Below are 25,533 nucleotides of genomic sequence, written 5' to 3' on the forward strand. Positions count from 1 at the left end.
TAAACAAAAAGCCCTTTCCAAATTGTTGAACTTGTAATATATTTGTCATAAAGTTGTAATGTAACGTTTTGTAAGAGTCACTCGACAAAAATAAGTGAACGGAGGGGTTTCCTATGCATGAAACCTTTCAAAAAATATATGATTCGTACCATCAAGATTTGTACCAGTTTTTATTTTATATGGTAAAAGATAAAAATCAGGCAGAGGATCTCGTTCAGGAGGTTTACATTCGGGTACTTCACTCATATAAAACTTTTGAAGGAAGAAGCAGCGAGAAAACTTGGCTGTTTTCAATTGCAAGGCATGTGGCGATTGACTGGTTTCGCAAACAGCAAACCATTAGACAACGGGTGCTCGGCACGTTTGATTGGGATAAGCAGGATGTGAAAGATCCAGATTTACTCCCAGATGAACTGGCTGTACAGGATGAAAATGTAAAAGAAATCTATGCCGCACTTGATCATTGCACCATTGATCAAAGAGCCGTCATCATTTTAAGGTTTATCCATGGCTACTCAATCTTGGAGACAGCAAAGGCGTTAAAGTTCTCGGAAAGCAAAGTCAAAACAACTCAGCACCGAGGCCTGAAAGTGCTCCGAAAACATATGGAGCTTTTGAAGGAGGAGCTAGTGAATGAAAACGAACAGGTCCGATTGGAGCGAAGAACGAATCAAGGTGTTACTAAGTCAGCTTCCAAAGGTGGAGGACAACCGTTCATCTAAGCAGATTTATCAGCAGATGCTGCTGGCAAGCGGGAAGAAAAAGAAAAGTGTCAAATGGATCGGTCCAGCGGTGGCTACCGTTGTGGTTTTATTTATGGCGTTTTTGATTTCTCCTCATTTATTTCAGCCGGCTGCTCACGATATGAAGCGAGTGAAGATGGAATCGAGTGCTGACAAAGGGCAGGTGAATGCAACATTAGAGGCGGTAAAACATACAGATGAGCCCTCACATGTTGTTTCGAATGCTGACCAGCAAAAGTATATGACGATTGCATACATAGATGAATCGACTTCTCAAGTTGTCCCGATTAGTATAGAAAAAGAGAATGAACACGACCATGTGCAGGCAATGCTGAGCACATATGAACAGGTGCAGCTGCCTGACATGACAAAGCCTCTTCAATCTTATATTGATATGGTGGATATTAGTGAAAAAGGGGATACGCTGGTCTTTCAGCTAAAAAGTGATTTGTCTCTTGATACATTAAAAGAAGCCAACCGGTTTAAAGACATGGTAAAAGAAACACTGAAATGGAGCCGATATAACCAAGTGCAAGTCAAGTCAGTTAAAGGCTCTCATCTTCAATTAGGAACAAATGGAAGCATTGGAACGATTTCAATTGATAAACAAACAAAGCACGCTTATTATGTATTAGAGAATAAGAGCGGGACATTTTTGGTACCCTCAAAAACTCATTATTCATCTTATGAAGATGCGGTAGAGGCCATGAAGCGGGCAAGCGATGCAGGACTTGATCCATTAATTAAAAAAGAACCAATTAAAGAAGTGACATCAAAAGGAAAACATGTGACCATCACGTTTGGAGCATCAGCACAATTAACGGACTCAATTAATCATATTCTACTTATTGAAGGTCTGCTGCTCACAGCGAAAGATTTTGGTTTTACAGATGTCACGATTCAAAATGCAGGGACAGATCAAGTAGGACCATACGAATTAAAAGAACCAATAGAGGTGCCGGCTCTGCCAAATCCAGTTGTCATAAAAGATCGTTAAAGGACGCAACATATTGCGTTCTTTTTTGATGTATAGAAAAGGGCATCCTTGCTGTATACTAAGCTGTCATGAAAAGAACCTCAAAGAAGGGGAGTCACTGATGAGAAGGTATTGCTTCATATGCGCCAGCTGTTTTTTGCTCCTTATTTTATCACCAATTGCACATGCACAGAAAACAACCGAATGGGTGGAACCAGTGAAAGGAGAGGTTACCGATTTGTTTGGGACAAGAGGTGGTTCGCATAAGGGATTAGACATTGCTGCGCCAGAAGGAGAATCCATTTTTGCTGCAAGCGAAGGGGTGGTTACTCGTTCTTATGTTTCTGCTACATATGGAGAAGTCGTGTTTATTCGGCACCCAAATGGGTATGAAACCGTCTATGCCCATTTACACGAGCGCTATGTTACAAATGGAGACCGTGTACAAGCAGGACAGCCGATCGGCATCATAGGCAACACAGGAGCCTCTAGAGGCACTCACTTGCATTTTGAGGTGCACCGCGGCCATTGGTCAGTGAGCAAAGAGGATGCGGTCGATCCGCTCACAATCATCGCGAGGGACCGTTTCCAAGAGCCAGCCCTTCATGTAAACGGACATGAAAAACATACATATGTCATTCAACAAGGAGATACCCTCTGGTCGATTGCTAAAGCACACCAGATGACCGTCGATCAATTGAAAAAGATCAATAAGCTCACAACTCATGTCATTCGAACGGGTGGCCATTTAATGATTTCAACAAAATAAACCTCATGCTTTTGCATGAGGTTTACCATTGTTTTTATAGGTCGATCAGACGTACAGAAAGAATATCTTGTACTTCAGTTAATGTTTGGACAATTTCATCCTCAAGATGCTTGTCAAAGGAAAGCATCATGATGGCTTCGCCGCCTTTTTCTTTACGTCCTACCTGCATTGTCGCAATGTTAACATCATGGTCGCCTAAAATCTGTCCAACTTGACCAATCACACCAGGTGCATCCGTGTGCTGAATGTAGACAAGATGTCCATCTGGGTAAAAATCAATATTAAATCCATTAATAGAGACAACGCGTTCCCCTAGATGCGGGATATAGGTTGCTTTTAAAGTAAAGGTTGAAAGATCACCTTTGACTTCAATTGAAATGCTGTTCTCGTAACCAGATTCGCTAGAAGAAATTTTTTCACTAAAGCTAATGCCGCGTTCTTTCGCTACCATCCCAGCATTTACTTCATTCACAGTCGAGTCGACGCGCTCTTTTAAAAAGCCAGACAGTAAACTTTTTGTAATAAAGGATGTTTCGAGTTTTGAGATAGAGCCTTCGTAAGAAATGCTCACTTCTTTGACAGGTTCTCTCATGGATTGAGAGACAAGACGTCCAAGTTTCCCTGCAAATTGATGGTAAGGCTGAATCTTTTTGAACTCGTCTTTTGTCATCGCTGGTAGATTGATAGATGACATGACAGGAAGTCCTTTTGCAAATTGAAGCACTTCTTCAGATACTTGAGCCGCTACATTTAGTTGTGCTTCTTTTGTAGATGCACCAAGATGCGGAGTTGCAATGACGTGCGGATGATCTACAAGCGGATTATCGGTAGGCGGTTCTACCTCGAATACATCGAGTGCAGCTCCTGCGACATGGCCGCTTTCAAGTGCTTCAAGAAGGTCACTTTCGTCAATAATACCGCCGCGTGCACAGTTAATCAGGCGAACGCCTTTTTTTGTTTTTGCAATCGTTTCTTTATTGAGGAGTCCTCTTGTTTCTTTTGTTAATGGGGTATGTACAGTAATAATATCTGATACTTCGAGTACTTCATCAAGTGATTTGGCATTGACACCGATTTTCTCTGCACGTTCTTTTGTGAGGAATGGGTCAAACACGTTGACAGTCATGCCAAAAGCTCTTGCACGCTGGGCGATTTCGCTTCCGATTCTACCTAAGCCAACAATCCCAAGAGATTTTCCGTAAAGCTCAGCACCGACATATGCGCCTCTGTTCCATTCTTTTGATTTAACAGAAATATTGGCTTGCGGAATATGACGCATGAGAGATGAGATCATTGCAAACGTATGCTCTGCTGTTGAGATCGTATTACCGTTTGGTGCATTGATGACAATGACGCCATGCTTTGTCGCTTCATCAATATCAATATTGTCTACTCCCACACCGGCACGGCCAACAATTTTTAATGAAGTCATTTTTTCATAAAGTTCTTTTGTGACTTTTGTTGCACTTCTGACAAGTAAGGCATCAAACGTGTGTAATTCATCTTCTGCTTCTGTTACATTTTTTTGGACAATTTCAACAAAATCTGATTCTAAAAGTGGTAAAAGACCATCATTGCTCATCTTATCTGAGACTAATACTCGAAACATCGTAAGATTTCCTCCTAAAATAAACGTCATAAATATCTGATAATTTACCATATTCCTTTTCACTGTGTCAATCAAATTAAAGCAGTAAAGCGAAAAAGAAAACACGAACATTTCTTAGTATCTTTATAAAGAATGGACACCTTTAAACAAAAGATAACCAATTTTTACGCATTTGTCATTATAATTTTTACGTTTTTTACGATTTTTTAAAACTGATGAAATTGCTCAGGATTTTTATCTGTACAAATGCTCATATATCATATATAATGATGTCGAATTGAATAATGATCAATCTTCGGGGCAGGGTGCAATTCCCTACCGGCGGTGATGAGCATAGTCTCTAAGCCCGCGAGCCTTTTTTGGCAGGATTCGGTGTGATTCCGAAGCCGACAGTATAGTCTGGATGGGAGAAGATGGAGGTTCATAAACGTTGAAAACATCGTTGTTTACACGTTTATTTGTCTAGCCTAAATTCCCCGCTCCTGTTTTCAAGAGCGGTTTTTTTGTGGCTGAAAATTGAACAATCCTCTTTTCGAAAGATTTGATCGAAAAGGAGAGAGAATGTTGAATCAAAGTAGAGTAAAACGTTTAGTAGTCACAAGTATGCTCAGTAGTATTTCGTTTGTTTTAATTTTATTGGATTTCCCTTTTCCAGGGCTTCCAGCGTATTTAAAAATTGATTTCAGCGATATTCCAGCGATTATTGCGATATTAATTTATGGACCGGGTGCAGGTATTGCCGTTGAGGCATTAAAAAATGTGCTGCATTACCTCATCCAAGGCAGTATGTCTGGCGTTCCTGTTGGGCAAGTCGCCAACTTTATCGCAGGCACACTATTTATCTTGCCAGTCGCCTTTATGTTTAAAAAAATTAAATCAGCAAAAGGGATGGCGTGGTCTATGATCATGGGAACGTTGCTTATGACTGTGATGATGAGCATTTTAAATTACTTCTTGTTCCTTCCCGCGTATACATGGTTTTTAAATGCGCCTGAACTGTCAGATCATGCGCTCAAGACAACCATTACAGCAGGAATCTTACCTTTTAACTTTATTAAAGGGATCATCATTACTATCGTATTTAGTTTTATTTTTGTAAAAATGCGTCCATGGTTTGAAAATAAACGCCGACTTCAAAATAGTTAATATAAAAAAGCCCCTGTATAAGGGGCTTTCAGATTGTTGACAAAGGGCTAAAATAAAGATCATTTTAGCCCTTTGTCTTCTTTTCAGCTCAGCGTGATAGAAAACCTTTGAAGTCTAGGAAGGACGAGCACCGGAGCGCAGACCTGACAAAGAATGCGAGGGTTTGTCTACACGCTAAAAGCCCCTGCATAAGGGGCTTTTATACTATTCATGCTTAAGTGGGTCACCCTCGAAAGATTCGTCCGCAACTTTGATTGAATCAGTTGGACATCCTTCAAATGCATCAAGCATATCTTCTTCAAGTACTTCTGGAACTTCTACAGTCCCTTGGTTGTCATCAAGCGTAACAAATGCAATGCCTTCATCATCATAATCATAAATGTCTGGAGCAGCTGCACCGCATGCGCCGCAAGCAATACATGTGTCTTTGTCTACAATTGTATATTTTGCCATGTTAAAAAAATACCTCCCAGATTGTTCGATGGAACAAATGGTTTAACCTTTTTAGTTTCACCGATAAAAAACCAATTTCCTCAAACCTTATTGTAATGATTTTAAATTCACATTTCAACTGTAAAGTGATTGAGAATACTTATCACATAAGGGTTTGTTCATAACTTTCCCCCATAAATTGAGTTTAAACATTTCTTCTTCTATGAAATCTGTTAAAATAAAGGGAGAAAATATTCGAATTTTGTCAGGAAGACAGGTGCTTTGATGAATGACGATTCATTACTTGGATGTCATGTTAATGGACAGTGTACATAAATTGAACGGCGAACGCTCCATTAGCGCTGTCTACCATCTTTTTAAAGGAAAAAAATCATCACAAACGATACAGGATGCAAGTTTGTTTCAACTTTCTAGCTATTTTGGGTGTTATCCAGGTTTTACGCGGGATCAGCTGAATCGCTCTGTTCGAAAGCTTGAAGAGGAACACTTCATTAGAAAAACAGGGGATACATTCAGCGTCACGGATACAGGAGAGCATATGCTAAAACAGTATTTTTCTGAAAAACCGCTGCCCGCTTATTTTCATGGTGCCCAGTATCATGATAAAGCAAAGATGCTATGGATGAGGCTGTCTTTACTTGTACAAGTGCTTTCTCATTATACGGCAGGGTCACATCAATATGTGCCAATTCAAAGAGATGTATCGGTTCAAAGCTGGACGAAATCTTTCTTAAAGCAGCATCACCATAAGAAAAAGTTTTCTGAAGATCTGCATCATGAACTTGAAAAACTCCTTGCTCGTTTAAGTGATCGAGAAGCACTGATCTTTGTTTATTCATTGACCTCAAATGAAAGAATCGGGCGTACGTATCAGCAAATGGCTGAGTGGGTGAAAGAAGATGTGTGGTATGTGTACCTGCTTTTTTGGAATGTGCTCCATTATTTTATTCATTCTGCACAAAAAGGTGAGGCGCCGATCATGCAGCTGATCGTAGGTGACCTTGAATTCAAACGCGTGTTAACAACCTCTACCCACAAAACGCTTGAGCTTGTACAAAAAGGGTTTAGCATTGATCAAATTGCCCACATTCGTTCATTAAAAAAGGCAACGATCGAGGACCATATTGTGGAGCTGTCCATACATGAGCCGAGCTTCTTAATAGAACCGTATGTGAGCCCCGAAGAGCAGCAGGCAATCCATGATGTAGCCAGCCAGCTTCAAACAAACAAAATGAAGCTGATTAAAGAAAACCTCGAGCATCCATTTACTTATTTTCAAATACGATTGGCACTGACAAGGATGGTGAAAGCAAATGGATAAGCTTCATCAGACGCTCATGCGATACTTTGGTTACGACTCATTTAAAGCGGGTCAAGAGGACATTATTCAAAGTGTACTGAATCAAAAAGATACGGTTGCTATGCTGCCTACTGGCGGAGGAAAGTCACTTTGTTATCAAATTCCCGGCTATATGACAGAGGGGTTAGTTCTCATAATTTCGCCGCTTTTATCGCTCATGGAGGATCAAGTAGAACGAATGAAAATGCGCGGGGAAAAACGAGTGGCGGCGCTTAACAGCACACTGTCTTTTCAGGAGAGACGTCATATTATTCGGCATTTGCCATCATATAAATTTTTATTTGTCGCTCCTGAGGCATTAATGTCAGAGGTGCTGTTAGAGCAGCTCCAGTCGATGCATATTGGTCTTTTTGTCGTCGATGAAGCCCATTGTATATCAGAATGGGGGCATGATTTTCGTCCTGAATACTCCAAGCTGGGAGAATGGAGAGAAGCGTTAGGTCATCCCCCGGCTTTAGCACTGACGGCAACAGCTACTAAGCAAACGCTAAAGGATACAGTGCAAACTTTGCGCCTGCAGCATCCGGATTTTCATATTCATTCCGTGAACCGGTCTAACATTGCATTAGTCAAAGAAGCGCATGAAACAAAAGAAGCGAAAGAGAAACGAGCCATTGAGCTTGTGGAAACCCTGCAAGGGCCTGGCCTGATTTATTGCCCGACCCGGCAAATGACAGAAGATATTTCACTCTTCATCAAACAAAAAACCCATCAACGTGTAGAATTTTATCACGGCGGAATGGATGCAGGAGACCGCATGCTCATTCAACAGCAATTTATCAGCGGCCAAATTGATCTCATTTGCTGTACAAGTGCTTTTGGGATGGGAATTGATAAAGCAGATATACGATTTGTGATTCATATGAGCCCCCCGCAATCAATTGAAGCATTTATGCAGGAAATTGGAAGAGCGGGACGAGATGGGAAAAACAGTGTGAGCGTTCTTTTATATACAGAAGAGGATGCGGATATTCAAAGTCATTTGATTCAAGCAGAAGGCTTTGATGATCCAGAAATTGATTTTTTCTTAGCCCAATTAACACAAATGCCGACAAATGACGAAAAGAAATTACGTGAACGATTGATGGAAGCAGGGCTTCAGGAAACGCGTGCGAGGATGCTGACGCATTATTACATCATGTACCAATCCAAACAGCCTCGCGTACTCATCAAAAATCTGAAAGAAAAACTGCAGGACAGGCAAACAGAAAAGCTAAGAAAAGTGTGGCAATTTAAAGAGCGAATCACTCATCAAGGCTGTTTTAGACAATCTCTGTTATCATACTTTTACGAACAGCTTGATCAAACGGAGGGCTCTTCCTCTGCAAACTGCTGCTCTTCTTGCGGACTTGACCTATCTGATTATGAAAAAAAAGATCGACAATTGGAGCTGAATGAAATGAAACACTGGAAGACCGTGCTGGAGCGTATGTTTCATCTGACAAAAGAGGCGCAGCATTGATTGAACAACACCGCCGAATCATTGAAAAATTAACCGATCGACAAGTAGTAGAACAGCTGTATTTCACGCAGCTGCTCATGCTTATCGTTTCTTTTTTGCTAGGTATTTTTATGTTCGATCATTGGACTGATTTTACTGCACTTTGGCAGATCCATGATATGCGGATACTGACTTATGGAATCGGCGGCGCTTTGCTTGTGATGATGGTGGATGCAATTGTCATGAAGGTGTTTCCCGCTCATATGTATGATGATGGCGGCTTAAATGAAAAAATGTTCAAAAATCGCAGCATCCCGCATATTGTTTGGTTAACACTGTTCATTGCCTTTTCTGAGGAGATTTTATTCCGAGGGATCGTTCAACAGCAATTTGGACTTGAGATCGCCAGCATTGTGTTTGCGCTTCTTCACTTTCGCTATTTATCAAAAATACTCTTGTTTATCCTTGTGATTTCCATTAGTATTTTTTTAGGACTTTTATACGAGTGGACTGGGAATTTATTTGTTCCGGTCATGACCCATTTTGTCATTGACTTCGTTTTTGCATGTCAGATTCGTTTGAAATATAGGGGGGAGGGATGAACATGGAAGAAATGTCGAGAATGAAGAGAAAAAAACAGCAGCTGACAAACATCCATGACGATGTAGAGGAAAACCTTGAAGAAGAAGTACATCCTTCAGATGACTCTCACTTTCCTACACGGGAAGATTTTCATGAATATAAAAAGCAGCGCACGAAAAAGGTGCGCAATCCATTGTTTACGACATTGGCTATTATCTTTCCTATTATCGTCATCGGTGTATTCTTCCTTTTGATTTACTACACATCAGAGGAAATCAAACATAACAATAATCAAGACGTATATATTGATAAAACATCAAGTGCTGACACAGACCCAGTCCCGTCAGCACTTGTCGAAACGAAAAATGACTCAAGCGCTGATAAAGCTGATGCGTCTGCTGAAGAGAAGAAAAAGAAAGAGGCAGAAAAAGAAAAGCAGCGATCGAAAGAAAAGGCTGAACAAAAGAAAAAAGAGCAAGCCGCTAAAGAGAAGGCAGAGCGTGAAAAAGCAGCAGCTGCAAAAAAGCGTGAACAGCAGCAGCTAGCTTTGCAAAAACAGCAGGAAGAGAAAAAACGAAAAGAAGCTGAAGAGAAAAAGAAGCAGGAAAAGAAACCAGTCCGTGTCATACAGCATACCGTTGGACCAGAGGAAAACCTGTATCGAATCTCCATGAAATATTACCAAAATCGTTCGGGTGAAGAGAAGATCAAAGCGTATAATCATTTAAAAGGAAATAGTGTGTACAGCGGACAAGTGCTGAATATCCCATTAGAAAACTAAATTAATTGACATGAATCAATTGAAAAGCACATACATATGTAGAAAAAAGGGACAGGGTGTATGTGATGACATTGCACGCAATCAGCCGCTATATGGATCAGCCGACACAGAAAATGATTGAAACATTGATCAAAAGAAAGCGCAAATACGAGGGTTTTGCAAAGCAGAGCAAAAGATGGCAGTGGACAGCCCTTCTATCTCTAGCCATTCTTTTGTTTTATTTTGTCATAACAGCCAAAACGGGAGGCTCGCTGCAGCCAGAAGCTATGATTGCAACACTGCTTGGTCATGAGGTGTTTCTGTTTTGGATCATGGCAGAAGTGTTTGCTTTTTACGCATCGTATTATTATAAGAAAAAAGAAGAAAAGGCTGAGGATGAATATCATAAGCTCAGATGTGAAATTATACAAAAAAGCACAGATTTATGGCCTCAATCAAATCAGTGGGAAGAGCGTGAGACGGTTTTTCACTACATGCAGAAGCAATATGACATTAATCTCTATTATGAAAGTAAATAAATGAGGCAAAGACGTTTAACAGTTGAAACGTCTTTTTTCATTCAAGCGTCTTATGAAAGAAAGATATATAAGGGAGCCATTTATGATGAAATATGCCATCGGATTTACTGCCGCCATTGCGGCTGTTACAACAGGTGTGTGTGTAACGGCAAAAATGGTGAAAACGGCAAAACAAAACAACATCAAAAAGCATTACTTTACAATAGAAGCACTTCAATCAGATAGACCCGCAGTCATTTTCTTTATTTCTGATACGCATCGACGCCTCATTAGTGACACATTATTAGCAGAAGTAAGGCAGGAAAAGCCAGATGTGATTATGATAGGCGGGGACTTAGCAGAAAAAGGTGTACCCTATGCCAGGATTGAAGAGAATGTGAAATGTTTATCAAGAATTGCTCCGGTTTATTTTGTTTGGGGAAATAATGACCATGAGCTGCATCAGCAAAAGTTTAAAGAGATTCTTCATGCTTATGATGTCACCACATTGCAAAATGAAATGGCTGTGTGGGATTTTGAAGGCCAGCCCATTAAAATTGGAGGAATCGACGATATTCGGCTTGAAAAAGCAGATTATGAAGCGATACGGCCGGAGTTTGTTAAAGATGAAGTGAATATCCTCTTATCACACAATCCAGATGTGCATCACATGATGGGTGAGGAAGAGGGAATCGATCTTGTCCTGAGTGGTCATACCCACGGAGGACAGATCCGCATCGGGAAATTTGGCCCGTATGAAAAAGGGAGAACAGGCCAAGTCAAAGGCGCTTTTTTTCTGATTAGTAATGGCTATGGAACAACAAAGATTCCAATGCGTCTTGGGGCAGAACCAGAAACCCATCTGATCTATTTAATGCCTCTAAAAACACGTTAACTTGATGCACCCTCAATATTTTCCATAAAAGTCACCGTGAGCATTGCTTCGTGCTTGTCTTCCGTCTTGACACAGTGTAAACTGAATACAAAATTAAGAACCTATGACTCATCATCTCATATACTACAGTATGATGTGTGTTAGAAGAGGCAGGAGGGAACGTTATGCGACTGGAGCGTCTGAATTATAATAAAATCAAAATTTTTCTCACACTAGATGACCTGACAGACCGAGGTCTTACGAAAGAAGACCTTTGGAAAGATTCGTTCAAAGTTCATCAGCTGTTTAAAGACATGATGAACGAAGCGAATCAGGAGCTCGGTTTTGAAGCGAATGGACCGATTGCTGTTGAAGTATTTTCTCTTCAGGCGCAGGGGATGGTCGTCATTGTCACAAAGAGTCAGCAGGAAGATGATGCTGATGATGAGTTTGATGAAGATTACATTGAGATGCAGGTCAAGCTCGACGAGAGCAAGCATGTGCTCTATCAATTTGCCTCGTTTGAAGATGTGATTCAACTGTCCCATAGTTTAAGTCGTATTGGACTTTTAGGGGGTACAGTTTACCATTATGAAGGTCAATATTTTCTCAGCCTAGATGATGTTGATGAAGAACTGTCTGCTGATACTGTTATTTCCATTTTAGCGGAATTTGGTTCTCCTACGACATTAACCATTCACCGGCTAAAAGAGTATGGAAAAGTGATTATGCAAGAAGATGCAGTGAAAACGATTCAGATGTATTTTTAATCATTTTTTTCTATTATATTTAATACTGTTGTGATGAAACAACAGTATTTTTTTATATCCTTTTTTATATTTATAAACGCTGATATTTTATTTTGATAAAAAACGTTTTTTACCTTTGCTTTACCAGTACGAAGGTGTATACTATTGCTTGAAAGGGAGCAGTAGATCATGAAAGATTTCTAGGGGGTTTATTTTAATGGCAGCCGATCAAAACGCCGCTCATAACGCAGAAGATAAGCTAGATGTTTTAAAGTCAACTCAAACCGTCATACATAAAGCGCTTGACAAATTGGGATATCCGCAAGAAGTATATGAATTGCTGAAGGAACCAATTCGTCTATTAACGGTCAAAATTCCAGTACGTATGGATGATGGATCGGTGAAAATTTTCACTGGTTACCGCGCGCAGCACAATGATGCTGTCGGTCCGACAAAAGGCGGAATTCGATTCCACCCGAACGTAACTGAAAAAGAAGTAAAAGCGCTTTCAATTTGGATGAGTTTAAAATGTGGTATTGTGGATCTTCCTTATGGCGGAGGAAAAGGCGGTATTATCTGTGATCCAAGAGAAATGTCATTCAGAGAGCTCGAAAAACTAAGCCGCGGCTATGTGCGCGCAATTAGTCAAATCGTGGGACCAACAAAAGATGTTCCAGCACCAGATGTATTTACAAACTCTCAAATTATGGCATGGATGATGGATGAATATTCTAGAATTGATGAATTTAACTCGCCAGGATTTATTACAGGAAAACCGATTGTTCTTGGAGGGTCACACGGACGTGACACCGCAACAGCAAAAGGTGTGACGATCTGCATCAAAGAAGCGGCGAAGAAAAAAGGGATTGACATCAAAGGGGCTCGTGTTGTTGTACAGGGATTCGGAAATGCAGGAAGTTACTTGGCTAAATTCATGTATGATGCTGGAGCAAAAATCGTAGGGATTTCAGATGCTTACGGCGGATTATACGATGAAGATGGTCTAGACATTGACTACTTGCTTGACCGGCGTGACAGCTTTGGAACCGTCACTAAATTATTTAACGATACAATTACAAACAAAGAGCTGCTTGAGCTGGATTGTGATATCTTAGTACCTGCAGCCATTGAAAATCAAATTACAGAAGATAATGCGGCAAACATTAAAGCCAAAATTGTCGTAGAAGCAGCAAATGGTCCGACGACACTAGAAGGAACAAAAATTCTTTCAGATCGTGGTGTACTACTTGTCCCAGACGTACTTGCGAGTGCGGGTGGTGTCACTGTTTCTTACTTTGAATGGGTTCAGAATAACCAAGGGTTCTACTGGACAGAAGAAGAAGTGGAAACTCGTTTAGAAAATATGATGGTGAAATCATTTAATAATATTTATGAAATGGCGCAAAACCGCCGCATCGATATGCGTCTTGCTGCATATATGGTCGGCGTACGTAAAATGGCTGAAGCTTCTCGATTCAGAGGCTGGATTTAAGCGGCTTATTTGCATCGCGTCCAAAAATCTCCTATCCTAATATAGGAGATTTTTTTATGTAATGGAACAAAGAATCAAACAGCCCAGCAATTGTTATTGCAGTGAAACGACAGGAGTGGAACAAATGAAACAAGAAAAAGCGATCATAATAGGAGGCGGCCCATGTGGATTATCAACTGCCATCGCATTCAAGCAAATCGGTATCGATGCACTTGTGATTGAAAAGGGGAATGTGGTCAACAGTATTTATCATTATCCAACACATCAAACCTTTTTCAGTACAAGTGAAAAGCTTGAGATCGGTGATGTCGCTTTTATTACTGAAAACCGGAAGCCAGTTCGTATTCAGGCTCTTTCCTATTACCGAGAGGTGGTCAGAAGAAAAAGCCTGCGTGTTCATGCTTTTGAAAAAGTAAACGCTGTGACGAAAAAAGATGGGCGTTTTACCGTCAACACATCAAAAGACGTCTATTCATGTGACTACGTCGTGATTGCCACTGGCTACTATGATCATCCAAACTATATGAATGTCAAAGGGGAAGACCTGCCTCACGTGTATCATTATTTTAAAGAAGGGCACCCATACTTTGATAAAGATGTGACGGTCATCGGGGGGAAAAACTCCAGTGTCGATGCCGCGCTAGAACTAGTGAAATGCGGAAGCAGAGTCACTGTGTTATATAGAGGAACTGAATATTCGTCCAGCATCAAACCTTGGATTTTACCAGAGTTTGAAGCCCTTGTCCGTAATGGAACCATTCGAATGGAGTTCGGATCGCAGGTGAAAGAAATCACAGAAGAAGAGGTTGTCTTTACAAACCAGCAAGACCAAACAGATCGAGTGAAAAGTGATTATGTGTTTGCGATGACAGGCTATCATCCTGATCATTCTTTCTTAGAAAAAATGGGTGTAATGATTGATCAAGAATCAGGCCGCCCAGCCTTTGATGAACAGACAATGGAAACAAATGTAGAAGGCATTTTCATTGCAGGAGTCATTGCAGCTGGAAACAACGCCAATGAAATTTTCATTGAAAATGGAAGATTTCATGGAGGTCTGATTGCAGAAGTTATCAACAAAAGAATCAACAGCTAAAAAAAGAACTGGATCCTTCAAAGGGATTCAGTTCTTTTTTTATATAAAATGGGATTATATAGAAAGTTATTTTAAGAAAAATGGGCTCGAGTCATATAAAAAAGGGGTAAATCATGGTACGATAATGAAGGATAATGTAGGGAAAGAGGTCTGATTATGATCGCAATCATCTCAGCAGGTTTAGCTCCCGGCATCGCACTTTTAAGTTATTTTTATTTGAAAGATCAGTACGACAATGAGCCGGTTCATATGGTCATCAGATCTTTTATGCTAGGTGTCATACTTGTGTTTCCAACCATGTTTATTCAATATGTCCTTCAAGAAGAAAATATCGCAACGAACCCTATCTTGATTTCATTTGTGACGTCGGGCTTTTTAGAGGAATCATTAAAATGGTTTATTTTAATGGTCAGCGTCTATGCGCATGCCCAGTTTGATGAACACTATGATGGGATTGTGTATGGAATAAGTGTCTCTCTCGGTTTTGCGACACTTGAAAATATTCTTTACTTAGTCGGTCATGGGGTGGAATATGCGTTTACACGCGCCTTATTACCCGTATCAAGTCACGCTTTATTTGGCGTTGTGATGGGATTTTATATCGGCAAAGCCCGTTTCTCTGATAAAAAAGAGCAGCGCAAATGGCTGATCCTTTCTTTAACACTCCCTGTGCTTTTTCACGGCTTATATGATTTCATTCTTCTTGGGATGAAAAATTGGGGATATATTATGATGCCGTTCATGATTTTTTTATGGTGGTTCGGTCTGCGGAAAGCAAAAAAAGCTCGTGCGGTGAAAATGGTGCAAATTTAATTTGGAAAGCGTCCTGTAAGTTCACAGGGCGTTTTTTTGTCTTTTCCATCCAATTCCCTCCTGTGATGAATGTATAAAAATAGGGATCGGAAGAAACATATATTCAAACATCAAAAGTACAGGAGGATCAAATATGGACAAAGCTCGTTTCATGAAACAAATCGTCCTTATCTTCTCAATCGTTCTACTCGCGTCTTCACTTTTGACAGCTGAAAAAAGTGAAGCTTTCACCAATCAAGTCATTCAGAGAGGAGCAACAGGAGAAGATGTAGTCGAGCTGCAAGCAAGGCTCCAATACAATGGTTTTTACAATGGCAAAATTGATGGCGTGTACGGCTGGGGCACGTACTGGGCCGTTCGCAACTTTCAAAGCAAATTTGGTGTAAAGAATGTCGATGGACTCGTAGGTGCTAAAACAAAAAGCCTATTAGTTCAAAAGACGAAATACTATAAAGAGTTTGTGCAGCAGCAGCTGCAAAAAGGGAATCAGTTTACCCATTATGGCGGGAAGCCTCTTGATCAGCAAACAAAGGCTCCTGGGCAAAGAAGCTCACAAAAAAAGACAGCTCAAGGTGCAAAAGAGAAGCAAAAAAGTCAAAGCGGAGGAAGCGGGTCATCTGGGAAGTCTGGAAACCAGTCAGGCAATCAGCAAGCAAATCAAACGCCGAAGCAAACGGCTGCCAACATGCCAGGTGGTTTCTCTAGCAATGACATTCAGCTTCTTTCACAAGCGGTATATAGTGAAGCAAGAGGTGAACCGTATGAAGGACAGGTGGCCATTGCTGCCGTCATTTTAAATCGTTTGAACAGTTCAACCTTTCCAAATACCATTGCTGGTGTCATTTTTGAGCCGCTTGCGTTTACAGCGGTAGCAGATGGACAATTTTATATGGCACCAAATGAAACTGCAAAAAAGGCAGTGTTTGATGCAATTAATGGCTGGGATCCATCTGAAAGCGCCGTCTATTACTTTAATCCTGATACAGCAACAAGTCCATGGATTTGGGGAAGGCCACAAATTAAACGAATCGGGAAACATATTTTCTGTGAATAAAAAGAGGTGTAAATAAATGATCAGAGGAATATTGATTGCTATTTTAGGAATTGCTGTTATCTCAACAGGTTACTGGGGCTATAAAGAGCATCAAGAAAAAGACGCAGTGCTGCTTCATGCAGAGAACAACTACCAAAGAGCCTTCCACGATTTAACATACCAAGTCGATCAGCTGCACGACAAACTCGGAGCAACACTTGCGATGAACAGCCAAACATCGATCTCGCCAGCACTTGCAGATGTATGGAGAATGTCATCAGAGGCGCATAACAATGTCAGTCAGCTTCCGCTCACATTGATGCCCTTTAACAAAACGGAAGAATTTCTAGCGAATGTCGGAGACTTTAGCTACAAATCATCAGTTAAATCTTTATCAGATGAACCATTAAACAAAGATACTCATAAAACCATTACTGCTTTATATGATCAAGCGGCAGATATCCAAAACGAGCTTAGACAAGTGCAGCATCTCGTACTCAACAAAAATTTAAAATGGATGGATGTTGAAATGGCGCTGGCGGACGGCGATAAAAAGAACGACAACACCATTATCGACGGTTTGAAAACAGTCGAGAAAAATGCTGATGCATTTGCGAATGTCGATCTCGGTCCTACAAATGTGTCATCAGAATCAGAATCACGAGGCTACAGTCATTTAAAAGGCCAAAAGATTTCAAAAAAAGAAGCGATCCGCATTGCACAGCGATTCGCGCCTGACCATAATCAAGATTTTAAGGTGAGAAAAAGCGGAAGCAAAACAAATCGAGATGTGTACAGCTTATCGATGTCAGATCCAGATAGCAAAGCGAATTTTTATTTAGATTTGACTGAAAAAGGAGGCCACCCAGTCTACCTTCTTCAAAATCGAGACGTCAAAAAACAGAAAATCAGTTTAAATGGAGCATCTGAAAAAGCGTTAAGTTTCTTAAAAAAGCATGGATTTGATACAGAGTCGTTCCATTTAGATGAAAGTGCGCAATTTGATAATATCGGCGTATTTACCTATGTACCCCTCCAAAAAAATGTGCTGCTTTATCCGGATAGCATTCGCATGAAAGTCGCTTTAGATGACGGAGAGGTCGTTGGATTCTCAGCGAAAGACTACTTATTGAAGCATAAAAAACGTGACATCAAAGCACCTAAAATCTCGCAAAAAGAAGCAGAGAAAACGTTGAATAAGCACGTGAAGATTGAAGATACTCATTTAGCTATTGTTCAAAATGATATGTCAGAGGAAGTTCTCTGCTATGAGTTTCTTGGAACAATTAAAAATGATACGTACCGGATGTTCATCAATGCAGATACTGGAAAAGAAGAAAGAGTAGATAAGCTGAAAAACGCAGAACCTATATACAAAGACCTATAGAAAAAGAAGCAAGGAAAAGGCTAATAAGTCTTTTCCTTTTGTTTTATACATGGTTTAATATAGGAGAGGATACGATTTCACAGATGAAAAGAGTGATGAGGAATGTTACAAATAGGGGATGCTATCACAATTGAGTATGTCAATGAGAACAAAGAAGTGAAAACAGCAAAATCGAAAGTTTTGGAAAATAATAACGATGATATTTGCATTCATTATCCAGCTGATAAAGAAACAGGGCGCACGATCTATTTAAACCAGCATACAGAAATCACCGTGTTCTTTTTCGATGAAAATCAAATTCCATACAAATGTACAAGCGAGGTCATCGGAAAAAGAAAAGAGGATATTCCGATGGTTGTTATTTCAATTCCGCCAAAAGGAGAGATGATTCGGCTTCAGCGCAGAGAATACCTTCGAGTGGATACGATGGTGAAAGCGACCATCACACAAACGGATGAAGAGGCCTTTGACACTTTTATCGTCAATATGAGTGCTGGCGGTGTAGTAATTGCTGTTCCAGAAGGCGTCTCGCTCAAAGAATACGGAGAAGTGAGCACAGAGTTTGAACTGCCGCTTAAAGAACCCGTAAAAATTAAAGCGGTTGCAGAAATGAATCGAGTATATCAAGATGAACAGACTGGCAAAACAAGAGCGATCATGGAGTTTTCTGAGATCACGAATGACCACCAGCAGCACATCATGAAATACTGCTTCCAACAGCAGCTTTTAACACGTGTGAAAAAAGCATAAGAATAAAGGGTGTAAAAAGCTTCCATACTAGAGGTGTAAGAATCTAGCATGGAGGCTTTTTGTATGAAGACAATGGAAAGATGGTTATGTAAAGCGGTGCTGATTCAGCTTGTTCTGTTATTAGCCGTTCAGATCACACTTCATTTGACGAAAGGAGAACTGTTTTTGTCAAAAGTCGTGCAATACGAGGGTGTGAATAACATAAGTATTGAAGATTGGATTGAGACGTTTAAGCAGAAGGATTGATAGAAAATTCCCCCGTTTGAGCGGTGATCGTGTTACAATTCATAAGGGAGATTCAATCAAGGAGAGGTATTATGAAAAAGAAATTATCTATCGCAATTGACGGTCCTGCAGCGGCAGGAAAAAGCACTGTGGCAAAAATTGTCGCAGCGAAAAAATCATATATTTATATCGATACAGGTGCGATGTACCGTGCGATTACACTTGCGGCACTCAATCATGGTGTAGACCTTGAAGACGAACAGGCACTTGATGCATTACTGAAAAAGACAATGATTGAACTTGTGTCAACAGACGAAGGTCAAAAAGTACATCTAAACAACACCGATGTCACAGAGGATATTCGAACAGACCGCGTGAGCAACCAAGTATCTGTTGTCGCAAAGCACAGAGCTGTTCGAGAAGAAATGGTACGCCGGCAGCAAGAGCTTGGCAAACGAGGCGGCGTCGTCATGGACGGTAGAGATATTGGCACACACGTTCTTCCAGAGGCAGAAGTGAAAATTTTCTTGCTTGCTTCAGTAGAGGAAAGAGCAAAACGCCGTTTTGAAGAGAATCAGAAAAAAGGTTACGATGTCAATTACGATCAGCTGATCGAAGAGATTGCAAGACGTGACAAGCTTGATTCTGAGCGGGAGGTATCACCGTTGAAGAAGGCTGATGACGCGATTGAAATTGACACAACTTCCCTTTCCATTCAAGAGGTGGCAGGTAAAATTTTAGACGCAGCAGACCGCGTGGGAAAACAGTAAGAAATTTTAGAAAACTTTTATAAGTTAGAGGTTTATCTCTTGACAAACAAGGTCTTTTATTAGAAGTTTATACTAATACTATTTTTATTGATCATTCAAGCAATTATGTTGATTTGAATGTTTCTATAATACATATTCGGCTGGCAATCATCATGCTTAAGACACATATTCACCCAGTCGTTTTAACTAAGCTGTGTAGGTTTGGACCAAGGAGGTTATCGAAATGACAGAGGAAATGAATCAAATCGATGTTCAGGTACCAGAGGTTGGAGATGTAGTGAAAGGGATTGTTTCAAAAGTTGAGGACAAGCATGTAAATGTAGATATCGTCAATGTGAAACAACCTGGGATTATCCCAATCAGTGAATTATCAAGTCTTCACGTTGAAAAAGCATCAGATGTCGTGAAAGATGGCGACGAGTTAGAGCTTAAAGTAACAAAAGTCGAAGACGATGCTTTGATTTTATCGAAACGTGCTGTTGATGCAGACCGCGCTTGGGAAGACCTAGAGAAAAAGTTTGAAACAAAAGAAGTATTTGAAGCTGAAGTAAAAGACGTTGTGAAAGGTGGTCTTGTCGTAGACATTGGTGTGCGAGGATTTATTCCTGCATCTCTTGTTGAAGCACACTATGTAGAAGACTTCACGGACTACAAAGGAAAAACGCTCTCACTTGTCGTGGTCGAACTTGACCGCGAAAAAAATCGTGTGATTCTCTCACATCGAGCAGTGGTTGAGCAAGAGCAATTAGACCAAAAGCAGGACTTCCTGCAAAAGCTTGAAGTAGGTAGTGTGATTGATGGAAAAGTACAGCGCCTGACTGACTTTGGTGCTTTTGTTGACATTGGCGGCATCGATGGATTAGTTCACATTTCTCAACTATCCCATGCACATGTTGAAAAGCCGTCTGACGTTGTGGAAGAAGGACAGGAAGTCAAGGTCAAAGTACTTGCTGTTGATCGTGATAACGAACGTATCTCACTATCTATTAAAGAAACATTACCAGGACCTTGGAGCCAAATTGGTGAAAAGGTAAAACAAGGTGATGTGCTTGAAGGAACCGTTCAACGCCTTGTGAGCTTTGGTGCATTTGTTGAAATTCTACCAGGTGTAGAAGGGCTTGTGCATATTTCCCAAATCTCTCATAAACATATCGGTACCCCTCAAGAAGTCCTTGAAGAAGGGCAGGCTGTGAAAGTGAAAGTGCTTGATGTGAATGAAGATGAAGAGCGCATTTCACTAAGCATCCGTGATTTAGAAGAAAATCCTGAAAAACAAATAGAAGAGAATTATCGTCAATATCAGGCGAAAGAAGAAAACACAAGCGGATTCCAGCTTGGTGACCTGATCGGTGATAAACTCAATAAACTAAAATAATTTGGTGATCAAAATTGACGCGAGCAGAAAGAAAGAAACAGCATATTGAACATGCTTTGTCGACTGACCAGCATGCAGCAACAGGTTTAGAGGATGTTTCCTTCGTTCACGCCAGTTTACCAGATCTTGCGACATCACAAATTGATACACATACGACAATTGGCGGACTGACTTTCGGTTCGCCAATTTTTATCAATGCAATGACTGGTGGGGGTGGAGAGTCGACCTATGAGATCAATCGCTCTTTATCGATCGCAGCGAAGGAAACCAATATTCCAGTAGCAGTCGGATCACAAATGGCTGCACTGAAAGATAAAGAAGAAAGACGAACGTATGAAGTCGTTCGAAAGGTCAATCCAGATGGACTGATTTTTGCGAATTTAGGCAGTGAGGCGACAATCAAGCAAGCTCGGGAAGCGGTCGATATGCTGGAGGCAAATATGCTCCAGATTCACTTAAATGTCATTCAAGAGATCGTCATGCCTGAAGGGGATCGTGATTTTAGAGGTGCAATTGAGCGAATCGCAGTCATCGCTGAATCAGTTGGCGTGCCTGTTGTCGTAAAAGAAGTCGGATTTGGCATGAGCAAGGAAACGGCAAAGAAATTATTTGATGCCGGAGTTGCGGCCGTTGATGTAGGAGGATTTGGCGGAACGAACTTTTCTAAGATCGAAAATCTTCGACGCCAAAAAGCACTTCGTTATTTTGATCAATGGGGGATTCCAACTGCAGCGAGTCTTGCTGAAGTACATACAGCCTTTCAGGATCAAACGGTTTTAGCCTCTGGAGGGATTCGAGATGCACTAGATGTGACAAAATCAATCGCTCTTGGCGCGTCCGCTGCTGGGTTAGCTGGCTTTTTCTTAAAATCACTCACTAGTGGAGGAGAAAGCGGCCTCATCTCTGATATCATCGATCTTCAGGAAGATGTGAAGATGATGATGACAGTGCTTGGGGTGAAAACCATTGAAGAACTTAGACAAACTCAGATTGTGATTACAGGTGAAACGAGTCATTGGCTAAAAGAAAGAGGCGTGGATACGACGTACTATAGTTTAAGATCTAAAGAGACAAAGGACTAAAATAAAGTTTAGCCCGTTGTCTCCTTTTTAGCGTGACACAAAAACCATTGCAGACCTGACAAAGAATGCGAGGGTTTATCTACACGCTGAGGCATGTGATCATCACATGCCTTTTTTTTATTGATTTCTTTTTCGAGCGTTTTCAGGACCTTCTAATGCTGTTGCCCCTTTATGATGAATTGATTGATCACGATCAGATTCAACTCTTCTTGACGCCTTTAGGCGTTTTTCCTGTCTATCCTTACCCATCATACATCCCTCCTCAACCATTAGGGTGTCACCTCTTGTTCATTTCATACAAAGCCCGTAACGCTCTCGCACGTTTAAAAACTGGAGATTTTCCCATAATGTAATTGAGGTGATGAGGCGTTGGAGGCACTGTACTATTATTGGTCAATATGGTTCGTTTGGATTATGGTGACATTTATCATGGAAAAAAGCACTTTGCGCAGCGTGCTGGGAGTATGTGTACTTGTTCATATTATCTTCAGTCATTTCATGATATCCATTTTAGACATCAGCATCAATGCAGGGTTTTTGATGACCTTTTTATATGCTTGTATGGCCTTCGTCATATTCCGGCCTGCTTATCGAATCATGAGAATCATGCAATTATGTTCAATGGTGAGCGCGTATGCCTTTTTTATGATTTTTGCATTATATGACCCGGTTTGGTTCACGATAATAAAGGTGGATTGGGCTATATTTGCCTTGCTGATCTTGATGTGTTTGACATATGGACACCAGTTAACGGAACGATTGACCTTATGGATGATGTCTGTGTGTCTAGGCGAAGCCCTTTATACGCTTACGATTCATCGCCTCACCTCATCGGTTGTCATAGGAGATCTCTCGTTTCTTTCCCTTGTTGTTCAAGGCGCCATCTTCCTATTAGGTGTAGATCAGCTTGAAAAGCTCTTGAGCGTCCGTTCTTCCAGAAAACCAGTTAAAGGGGCTGCAAAATCAACATGACGAATTACACGTTTCCTGTCATTATTGGTGTCATCTTTGGGATGGCGGCCAGGCTTTATATGCTAAGAACAGATTATCGGCAATACCCTACGTATATTCATGGACAAGTGATTCATATAGCACTTGGTTTTATCGCGTCAGGGCTTGGTGCAATCATTATGCCTGCACTGATTCAGGAGGAATTTACTGCGATTACCTTTCTAACGCTAGCAGCCACGCAATTTCGTGATGTACGTAATATGGAAAGAAATACGTTAACCCAATTGGATTCGTATGAGCTTGTCTCAAGAGGCAGTACATATATTGAAGGCATTGCCATTGCCTTTGAAAGCCGAAATTATATTGCCATTCTCACTGCACTAATTACAACCACAGCCTGTATTTTCTTCTCGCTCGTTGTTGGAACAGTGGTCGGTATTCTTTGTTTTTTCATGGCAAAGCTATTGATGTCTGGCAGCCAATTAAAGGATATCGTCAATATTCAAAAAGGCGAACTTCGCTTTGACGGGGCAGGACTTTACGTGAATGATATTTACATTATGAATATCGGGCTTCCTGAAAAGCAAAAACTAATATTAGAGCATGGAATGGGCTTCATCTTGACTCCCAAGAATTTTAACTCGGCCACAACGATTGCAAACCTTGGACAGCGGCAAGCGATTTTATTTGATTTATCCAATGTGCTTGGCGTGTATCGTGATTCTGGTGAACCATCGCTTTGTCCGCTCGCAAAACGTGATCTGAATAACGGCACACTTGGCGTGTTTATTTTACCGCAATGGAAACGTGAAGATTTGGCTGTTCGTGTATTAGAAGAGGTGCCAATTCTAGAAAATGCCATTAGAATGCCGACAGATTTCATTAAAAAGAAAGCGAGGTAATGAGAAATGGCGAACACAATTGAGCAATTCATATTGGCTGTGGCCACAACAAATAAAGAGCGAGTCATTGGAGGAACAGCGGTTTTTTTCTGTGAAAATAAAGAAGAACTCGACATGTATGCTATGAATTTAGAGGCCATTTTAGATGGGATTGCACACGGAATTGGTGAAGATCTTTACTTGATTGTCAAACATTTTTAAGTTATTCATTGTGGTCTGATTAAAAATTGATATAATATATAAGTTGAACCCTTCATGTTTGAAGGGTTTATTTCATAACAAACTAAATGAAAATTTTAAATCCCGGTTGAAACATGATGATGAACATATTGAATCGCGGCTGGATTGAAAGGAAGGGTACTATGGGTAAACCTGTCGTAGCCATTGTTGGAAGGCCCAACGTTGGAAAATCTACAATTTTTAATCGAATCGCAGGCGAAAGAATATCGATTGTAGAAGACACACCTGGTGTAACAAGAGATCGAATCTATAGCTCTGCTGAATGGTTAAATTATGACTTTAATTTAATAGATACTGGTGGAATAGATATTGGAGATGAGCCATTCTTGGCGCAAATTCGCCATCAGGCAGAAATCGCAATGGATGAAGCGGATGTCATCATCTTTATGGTGAATGGCCGAGATGGTGTGACATCTGCGGATGAAGAAGTCGCAAAAATTTTATATCGCACGAAAAAACCAGTCGTACTTGCTGTCAATAAACTGGACAACCCTGAAATGAGAAGCGACGTTTATGACTTTTATGCACTTGGATTTGGCGAGCCATATCCGATTTCAGGAACGCACGGATTAGGCCTCGGTGATCTGCTTGATGCAGTCGCAGAGCATTTTAAAAACTTGCCAGATACACAGTATGATGAAGAGGTTGTACAGTTCTGCTTAATTGGCCGACCAAATGTAGGGAAATCTTCTTTGGTGAATGCTATGCTCGGGGAAGAACGCGTGATTGTGAGCAACATCGCTGGTACGACAAGAGATGCTGTCGATACGATGTTTACGTACAATCAGCGTGACTTTGTCATTGTCGATACAGCAGGTATGAGAAAAAAAGGGAAAGTGTATGAAACAACAGAGAAATACAGTGTGCTACGTGCATTAAAAGCCATTGATCGTTCTGATGTGGTTGGTGTTGTTCTTGATGGTGAAGAGGGCATTATTGAGCAGGATAAACGTATTGCAGGCTACGCACATGAAGCCGGTAAAGCCGTTGTGATCATTGTGAACAAATGGGATGCTGTTGAAAAAGATGAGCGTACCATGAAGGAATTTGAGCAAAATATTCGCGAGCATTTTCAATTCCTTGATTATGCACCTGTTTTATTCATGTCGGCTCTCACGAAAAAGAGAATTCATACGTTAATGCCGTCGATCATTACAGCTAGTGAGAATCATGCGATGCGCGTTCAAACCAATATTTTGAACGATATTATCATGGATGCCGTTGCGATGAATCCAACGCCGACCCATAATGGACAGCGCCTAAAAATTTACTATGCAACACAGGTGGCCATCAAGCCTCCATCCTTTGTTGTGTTTGTAAACGATCCAGAGCTTATGCACTTTTCTTATGAGCGTTTCTTAGAAAACCGGATTCGAGATGCATTTGGTTTTGAAGGAACACCGATTAAAATATTTGCGAGAGCGAGAAAATAAAAAG

The 25,533-nt window shown here is 40.7% G+C and carries 27 protein-coding genes, 1 pseudogene and 1 riboswitch; of the genes and pseudogenes, 25 read left to right on the forward strand and 3 right to left on the reverse strand.

Annotation, left to right across the window (positions count from 1 at the left end):
• Positions 1 to 113 precede the first annotated feature (113 nt).
• The 3 genes from sigX (at position 114) to R0K30_RS01365 (ending at position 2,488) form a co-directional block, all read left to right on the forward strand.
• Positions 114 to 722, forward strand: a complete 609-nt coding sequence (sigX, locus tag R0K30_RS01355) for an RNA polymerase sigma factor SigX (protein WP_099728825.1) — start codon at positions 114 to 116, stop codon at positions 720 to 722.
• Entirely contained in the window at positions 634 to 1,740 is a 1,107-nt protein-coding gene (locus R0K30_RS01360; protein ID WP_249705730.1) for a sigma X negative regulator, read from the forward strand. Before sigX ends, R0K30_RS01360 begins: the two co-directional genes overlap by 89 nt.
• Positions 1,741 to 1,840: 100 nt before the next feature.
• Positions 1,841 to 2,488, forward strand: coding sequence for a M23 family metallopeptidase (locus tag R0K30_RS01365; RefSeq protein WP_230030340.1), 648 nt, complete (start codon positions 1,841 to 1,843; stop codon positions 2,486 to 2,488).
• Positions 2,489 to 2,522: 34 nt separating this feature from the next.
• Here the strand turns inward: R0K30_RS01365 and serA are convergent, their stop codons facing one another.
• Positions 2,523 to 4,097: a phosphoglycerate dehydrogenase gene (serA, locus tag R0K30_RS01370; RefSeq protein ID WP_099728822.1), complete on the reverse strand. Its 1,575-nt coding sequence runs from the start codon at positions 4,095 to 4,097 to the stop codon at positions 2,523 to 2,525.
• 287 nt (positions 4,098 to 4,384) lie between these two features.
• Positions 4,385 to 4,516: riboswitch (FMN riboswitch) on the forward strand.
• A 142-nt stretch (positions 4,517 to 4,658) separates the two neighbouring features.
• Between serA and fmnP the strand changes: the two genes are divergently transcribed.
• A complete protein-coding gene (fmnP, locus tag R0K30_RS01375; protein ID WP_230030339.1) occupies positions 4,659 to 5,243 on the forward strand; it encodes a riboflavin transporter FmnP in 585 nt (194 codons plus the stop codon).
• Between the two features lie 204 nt (positions 5,244 to 5,447).
• Here fmnP and R0K30_RS01380 read toward each other — a convergent pair whose 3' ends face one another.
• Positions 5,448 to 5,696, reverse strand: coding sequence for a ferredoxin (locus R0K30_RS01380; protein WP_003215700.1), 249 nt, complete (start codon positions 5,694 to 5,696; stop codon positions 5,448 to 5,450).
• A gap of 268 nt (positions 5,697 to 5,964) precedes the next feature.
• Between R0K30_RS01380 and R0K30_RS01385 the strand changes: the two genes are divergently transcribed.
• The 17 genes and pseudogenes from R0K30_RS01385 to fni all read left to right on the forward strand — a co-directional run bounded on the left by R0K30_RS01385 (position 5,965) and on the right by fni (position 22,003).
• Positions 5,965 to 7,017, forward strand: coding sequence for a YpbB family protein (locus R0K30_RS01385; protein WP_099728109.1), 1,053 nt, complete (start codon positions 5,965 to 5,967; stop codon positions 7,015 to 7,017).
• Positions 7,010 to 8,518 (forward strand): RecQ family ATP-dependent DNA helicase, encoded by a 1,509-nt coding sequence (locus R0K30_RS01390; protein ID WP_249705732.1) that lies wholly within the window; start codon positions 7,010 to 7,012, stop codon positions 8,516 to 8,518. Before R0K30_RS01385 ends, R0K30_RS01390 begins: the two co-directional genes overlap by 8 nt.
• Positions 8,515 to 9,157 (forward strand): annotated as a pseudogene (locus R0K30_RS01395) (CPBP family intramembrane glutamic endopeptidase). The gene R0K30_RS01390 and the pseudogene R0K30_RS01395 overlap by 4 nt, the downstream one beginning before the upstream one ends.
• Positions 9,102 to 9,860, forward strand: a complete 759-nt coding sequence (locus tag R0K30_RS01400) for a LysM peptidoglycan-binding domain-containing protein (protein ID WP_230030335.1) — start codon at positions 9,102 to 9,104, stop codon at positions 9,858 to 9,860. Before R0K30_RS01395 ends, R0K30_RS01400 begins: the two are co-directional and overlap by 56 nt.
• Positions 9,861 to 9,925: 65 nt before the next feature.
• Positions 9,926 to 10,378, forward strand: a complete 453-nt coding sequence (locus R0K30_RS01405) for a DUF2663 family protein (RefSeq protein ID WP_099728105.1) — start codon at positions 9,926 to 9,928, stop codon at positions 10,376 to 10,378.
• Positions 10,379 to 10,463: 85 nt separating this feature from the next.
• The gene (locus R0K30_RS01410) at positions 10,464 to 11,252 is read left to right on the forward strand and encodes a metallophosphoesterase (RefSeq protein ID WP_410608674.1); all 789 of its coding nucleotides are present in this window, start codon (positions 10,464 to 10,466) and stop codon (positions 11,250 to 11,252) included.
• Between the two features lie 164 nt (positions 11,253 to 11,416).
• The gene (locus tag R0K30_RS01415) at positions 11,417 to 12,001 is read left to right on the forward strand and encodes a genetic competence negative regulator (protein WP_099728104.1); all 585 of its coding nucleotides are present in this window, start codon (positions 11,417 to 11,419) and stop codon (positions 11,999 to 12,001) included.
• 196 nt (positions 12,002 to 12,197) lie between these two features.
• Complete coding sequence (locus R0K30_RS01420; protein WP_099728103.1) at positions 12,198 to 13,472, forward strand: Glu/Leu/Phe/Val family dehydrogenase; 1,275 nt, start codon at positions 12,198 to 12,200, stop codon at positions 13,470 to 13,472.
• Positions 13,473 to 13,596: 124 nt separating this feature from the next.
• Entirely contained in the window at positions 13,597 to 14,568 is a 972-nt protein-coding gene (locus R0K30_RS01425) for a YpdA family putative bacillithiol disulfide reductase (protein ID WP_230030543.1), read from the forward strand.
• A 156-nt stretch (positions 14,569 to 14,724) separates the two neighbouring features.
• Positions 14,725 to 15,381 (forward strand): glutamic-type intramembrane protease PrsW, encoded by a 657-nt coding sequence (gene prsW, locus R0K30_RS01430; protein ID WP_099728101.1) that lies wholly within the window; start codon positions 14,725 to 14,727, stop codon positions 15,379 to 15,381.
• A 151-nt stretch (positions 15,382 to 15,532) separates the two neighbouring features.
• Positions 15,533 to 16,435 (forward strand): spore cortex-lytic enzyme, encoded by a 903-nt coding sequence (sleB, locus tag R0K30_RS01435; protein ID WP_370461105.1) that lies wholly within the window; start codon positions 15,533 to 15,535, stop codon positions 16,433 to 16,435.
• Positions 16,436 to 16,451: 16 nt separating this feature from the next.
• Complete coding sequence (gene ypeB / locus R0K30_RS01440; RefSeq protein WP_410608677.1) at positions 16,452 to 17,801, forward strand: germination protein YpeB; 1,350 nt, start codon at positions 16,452 to 16,454, stop codon at positions 17,799 to 17,801.
• Positions 17,802 to 17,903: 102 nt separating this feature from the next.
• Positions 17,904 to 18,551: a flagellar brake protein gene (locus R0K30_RS01445; protein ID WP_249705734.1), complete on the forward strand. Its 648-nt coding sequence runs from the start codon at positions 17,904 to 17,906 to the stop codon at positions 18,549 to 18,551.
• Between the two features lie 63 nt (positions 18,552 to 18,614).
• Positions 18,615 to 18,797, forward strand: coding sequence for a DUF5359 family protein (locus R0K30_RS01450; protein WP_410608680.1), 183 nt, complete (start codon positions 18,615 to 18,617; stop codon positions 18,795 to 18,797).
• 71 nt (positions 18,798 to 18,868) lie between these two features.
• On the forward strand, positions 18,869 to 19,546 hold the full coding sequence (gene cmk, locus R0K30_RS01455; protein WP_410608682.1) for a (d)CMP kinase: 678 nt from the start codon (positions 18,869 to 18,871) through the stop codon (positions 19,544 to 19,546).
• Positions 19,547 to 19,769: 223 nt separating this feature from the next.
• Positions 19,770 to 20,921 (forward strand): 30S ribosomal protein S1, encoded by a 1,152-nt coding sequence (gene rpsA / locus R0K30_RS01460; RefSeq protein ID WP_230030331.1) that lies wholly within the window; start codon positions 19,770 to 19,772, stop codon positions 20,919 to 20,921.
• 14 nt (positions 20,922 to 20,935) lie between these two features.
• On the forward strand, positions 20,936 to 22,003 hold the full coding sequence (gene fni, locus R0K30_RS01465; RefSeq protein WP_410608684.1) for a type 2 isopentenyl-diphosphate Delta-isomerase: 1,068 nt from the start codon (positions 20,936 to 20,938) through the stop codon (positions 22,001 to 22,003).
• A gap of 117 nt (positions 22,004 to 22,120) precedes the next feature.
• Here the strand turns inward: fni and R0K30_RS01470 are convergent, their stop codons facing one another.
• Positions 22,121 to 22,252 carry a YpzI family protein gene (locus R0K30_RS01470; protein WP_078061648.1) on the reverse strand — a complete coding sequence of 44 codons (132 nt, stop codon included), beginning with the start codon at positions 22,250 to 22,252 and terminating at the stop codon, positions 22,121 to 22,123.
• Between the two features lie 120 nt (positions 22,253 to 22,372).
• On the opposite strand from R0K30_RS01470, the gene R0K30_RS01475 reads away from it, so the two are divergent.
• From R0K30_RS01475 to der, 4 genes are all read left to right on the forward strand, one after another.
• Positions 22,373 to 22,975 carry a YphA family membrane protein gene (locus tag R0K30_RS01475; RefSeq protein ID WP_419180174.1) on the forward strand — a complete coding sequence of 201 codons (603 nt, stop codon included), beginning with the start codon at positions 22,373 to 22,375 and terminating at the stop codon, positions 22,973 to 22,975.
• A complete protein-coding gene (locus R0K30_RS01480; RefSeq protein WP_099728093.1) occupies positions 22,972 to 23,856 on the forward strand; it encodes a YIEGIA family protein in 885 nt (294 codons plus the stop codon). The genes R0K30_RS01475 and R0K30_RS01480 overlap by 4 nt, the downstream gene beginning before the upstream one ends.
• Positions 23,857 to 23,862: 6 nt before the next feature.
• Positions 23,863 to 24,057, forward strand: coding sequence for a capping complex subunit for YIEGIA (locus R0K30_RS01485; RefSeq protein ID WP_008344527.1), 195 nt, complete (start codon positions 23,863 to 23,865; stop codon positions 24,055 to 24,057).
• 161 nt (positions 24,058 to 24,218) lie between these two features.
• Positions 24,219 to 25,529, forward strand: coding sequence for a ribosome biogenesis GTPase Der (gene der / locus R0K30_RS01490; RefSeq protein WP_034318883.1), 1,311 nt, complete (start codon positions 24,219 to 24,221; stop codon positions 25,527 to 25,529).
• Positions 25,530 to 25,533: the final 4 nt, after the last annotated feature.

Source organism: Bacillus sp. SIMBA_154, from assembly GCF_046536015.1.
Taxonomy (GTDB): Bacteria; Bacillota; Bacilli; order Bacillales; family Bacillaceae; genus Bacillus; species Bacillus pumilus_P.

Excerpts from the sequence above, each read along its gene's own strand:
- sigX (WP_099728825.1), top strand. The coding sequence starts at position 114 with ATGCATGAAACCTTTCAAAAAATATATGATTCGTACCATCAAGATTTG.
- R0K30_RS01360 (WP_249705730.1), top strand. The coding sequence starts at position 634 with ATGAAAACGAACAGGTCCGATTGGAGCGAAGAACGAATCAAGGTGTTA.
- R0K30_RS01365 (WP_230030340.1), top strand. The coding sequence starts at position 1,841 with ATGAGAAGGTATTGCTTCATATGCGCCAGCTGTTTTTTGCTCCTTATT.
- serA (WP_099728822.1), bottom strand. The coding sequence starts at position 4,097 with ATGTTTCGAGTATTAGTCTCAGATAAGATGAGCAATGATGGTCTTTTA.
- fmnP (WP_230030339.1), top strand. The coding sequence starts at position 4,659 with ATGTTGAATCAAAGTAGAGTAAAACGTTTAGTAGTCACAAGTATGCTC.
- R0K30_RS01380 (WP_003215700.1), bottom strand. The coding sequence starts at position 5,696 with ATGGCAAAATATACAATTGTAGACAAAGACACATGTATTGCTTGCGGC.
- R0K30_RS01385 (WP_099728109.1), top strand. The coding sequence starts at position 5,965 with ATGACGATTCATTACTTGGATGTCATGTTAATGGACAGTGTACATAAA.
- R0K30_RS01390 (WP_249705732.1), top strand. The coding sequence starts at position 7,010 with ATGGATAAGCTTCATCAGACGCTCATGCGATACTTTGGTTACGACTCA.
- R0K30_RS01400 (WP_230030335.1), top strand. The coding sequence starts at position 9,102 with ATGGAAGAAATGTCGAGAATGAAGAGAAAAAAACAGCAGCTGACAAAC.
- R0K30_RS01405 (WP_099728105.1), top strand. The coding sequence starts at position 9,926 with ATGACATTGCACGCAATCAGCCGCTATATGGATCAGCCGACACAGAAA.
- R0K30_RS01410 (WP_410608674.1), top strand. The coding sequence starts at position 10,464 with ATGAAATATGCCATCGGATTTACTGCCGCCATTGCGGCTGTTACAACA.
- R0K30_RS01415 (WP_099728104.1), top strand. The coding sequence starts at position 11,417 with ATGCGACTGGAGCGTCTGAATTATAATAAAATCAAAATTTTTCTCACA.
- R0K30_RS01420 (WP_099728103.1), top strand. The coding sequence starts at position 12,198 with ATGGCAGCCGATCAAAACGCCGCTCATAACGCAGAAGATAAGCTAGAT.
- R0K30_RS01425 (WP_230030543.1), top strand. The coding sequence starts at position 13,597 with ATGAAACAAGAAAAAGCGATCATAATAGGAGGCGGCCCATGTGGATTA.
- prsW (WP_099728101.1), top strand. The coding sequence starts at position 14,725 with ATGATCGCAATCATCTCAGCAGGTTTAGCTCCCGGCATCGCACTTTTA.
- sleB (WP_370461105.1), top strand. The coding sequence starts at position 15,533 with ATGAAACAAATCGTCCTTATCTTCTCAATCGTTCTACTCGCGTCTTCA.
- ypeB (WP_410608677.1), top strand. The coding sequence starts at position 16,452 with ATGATCAGAGGAATATTGATTGCTATTTTAGGAATTGCTGTTATCTCA.
- R0K30_RS01445 (WP_249705734.1), top strand. The coding sequence starts at position 17,904 with ATGTTACAAATAGGGGATGCTATCACAATTGAGTATGTCAATGAGAAC.
- R0K30_RS01450 (WP_410608680.1), top strand. The coding sequence starts at position 18,615 with ATGAAGACAATGGAAAGATGGTTATGTAAAGCGGTGCTGATTCAGCTT.
- cmk (WP_410608682.1), top strand. The coding sequence starts at position 18,869 with ATGAAAAAGAAATTATCTATCGCAATTGACGGTCCTGCAGCGGCAGGA.
- rpsA (WP_230030331.1), top strand. The coding sequence starts at position 19,770 with ATGACAGAGGAAATGAATCAAATCGATGTTCAGGTACCAGAGGTTGGA.
- R0K30_RS01470 (WP_078061648.1), bottom strand. The coding sequence starts at position 22,252 with ATGGGTAAGGATAGACAGGAAAAACGCCTAAAGGCGTCAAGAAGAGTT.
- R0K30_RS01480 (WP_099728093.1), top strand. The coding sequence starts at position 22,972 with ATGACGAATTACACGTTTCCTGTCATTATTGGTGTCATCTTTGGGATG.
- R0K30_RS01485 (WP_008344527.1), top strand. The coding sequence starts at position 23,863 with ATGGCGAACACAATTGAGCAATTCATATTGGCTGTGGCCACAACAAAT.
- der (WP_034318883.1), top strand. The coding sequence starts at position 24,219 with ATGGGTAAACCTGTCGTAGCCATTGTTGGAAGGCCCAACGTTGGAAAA.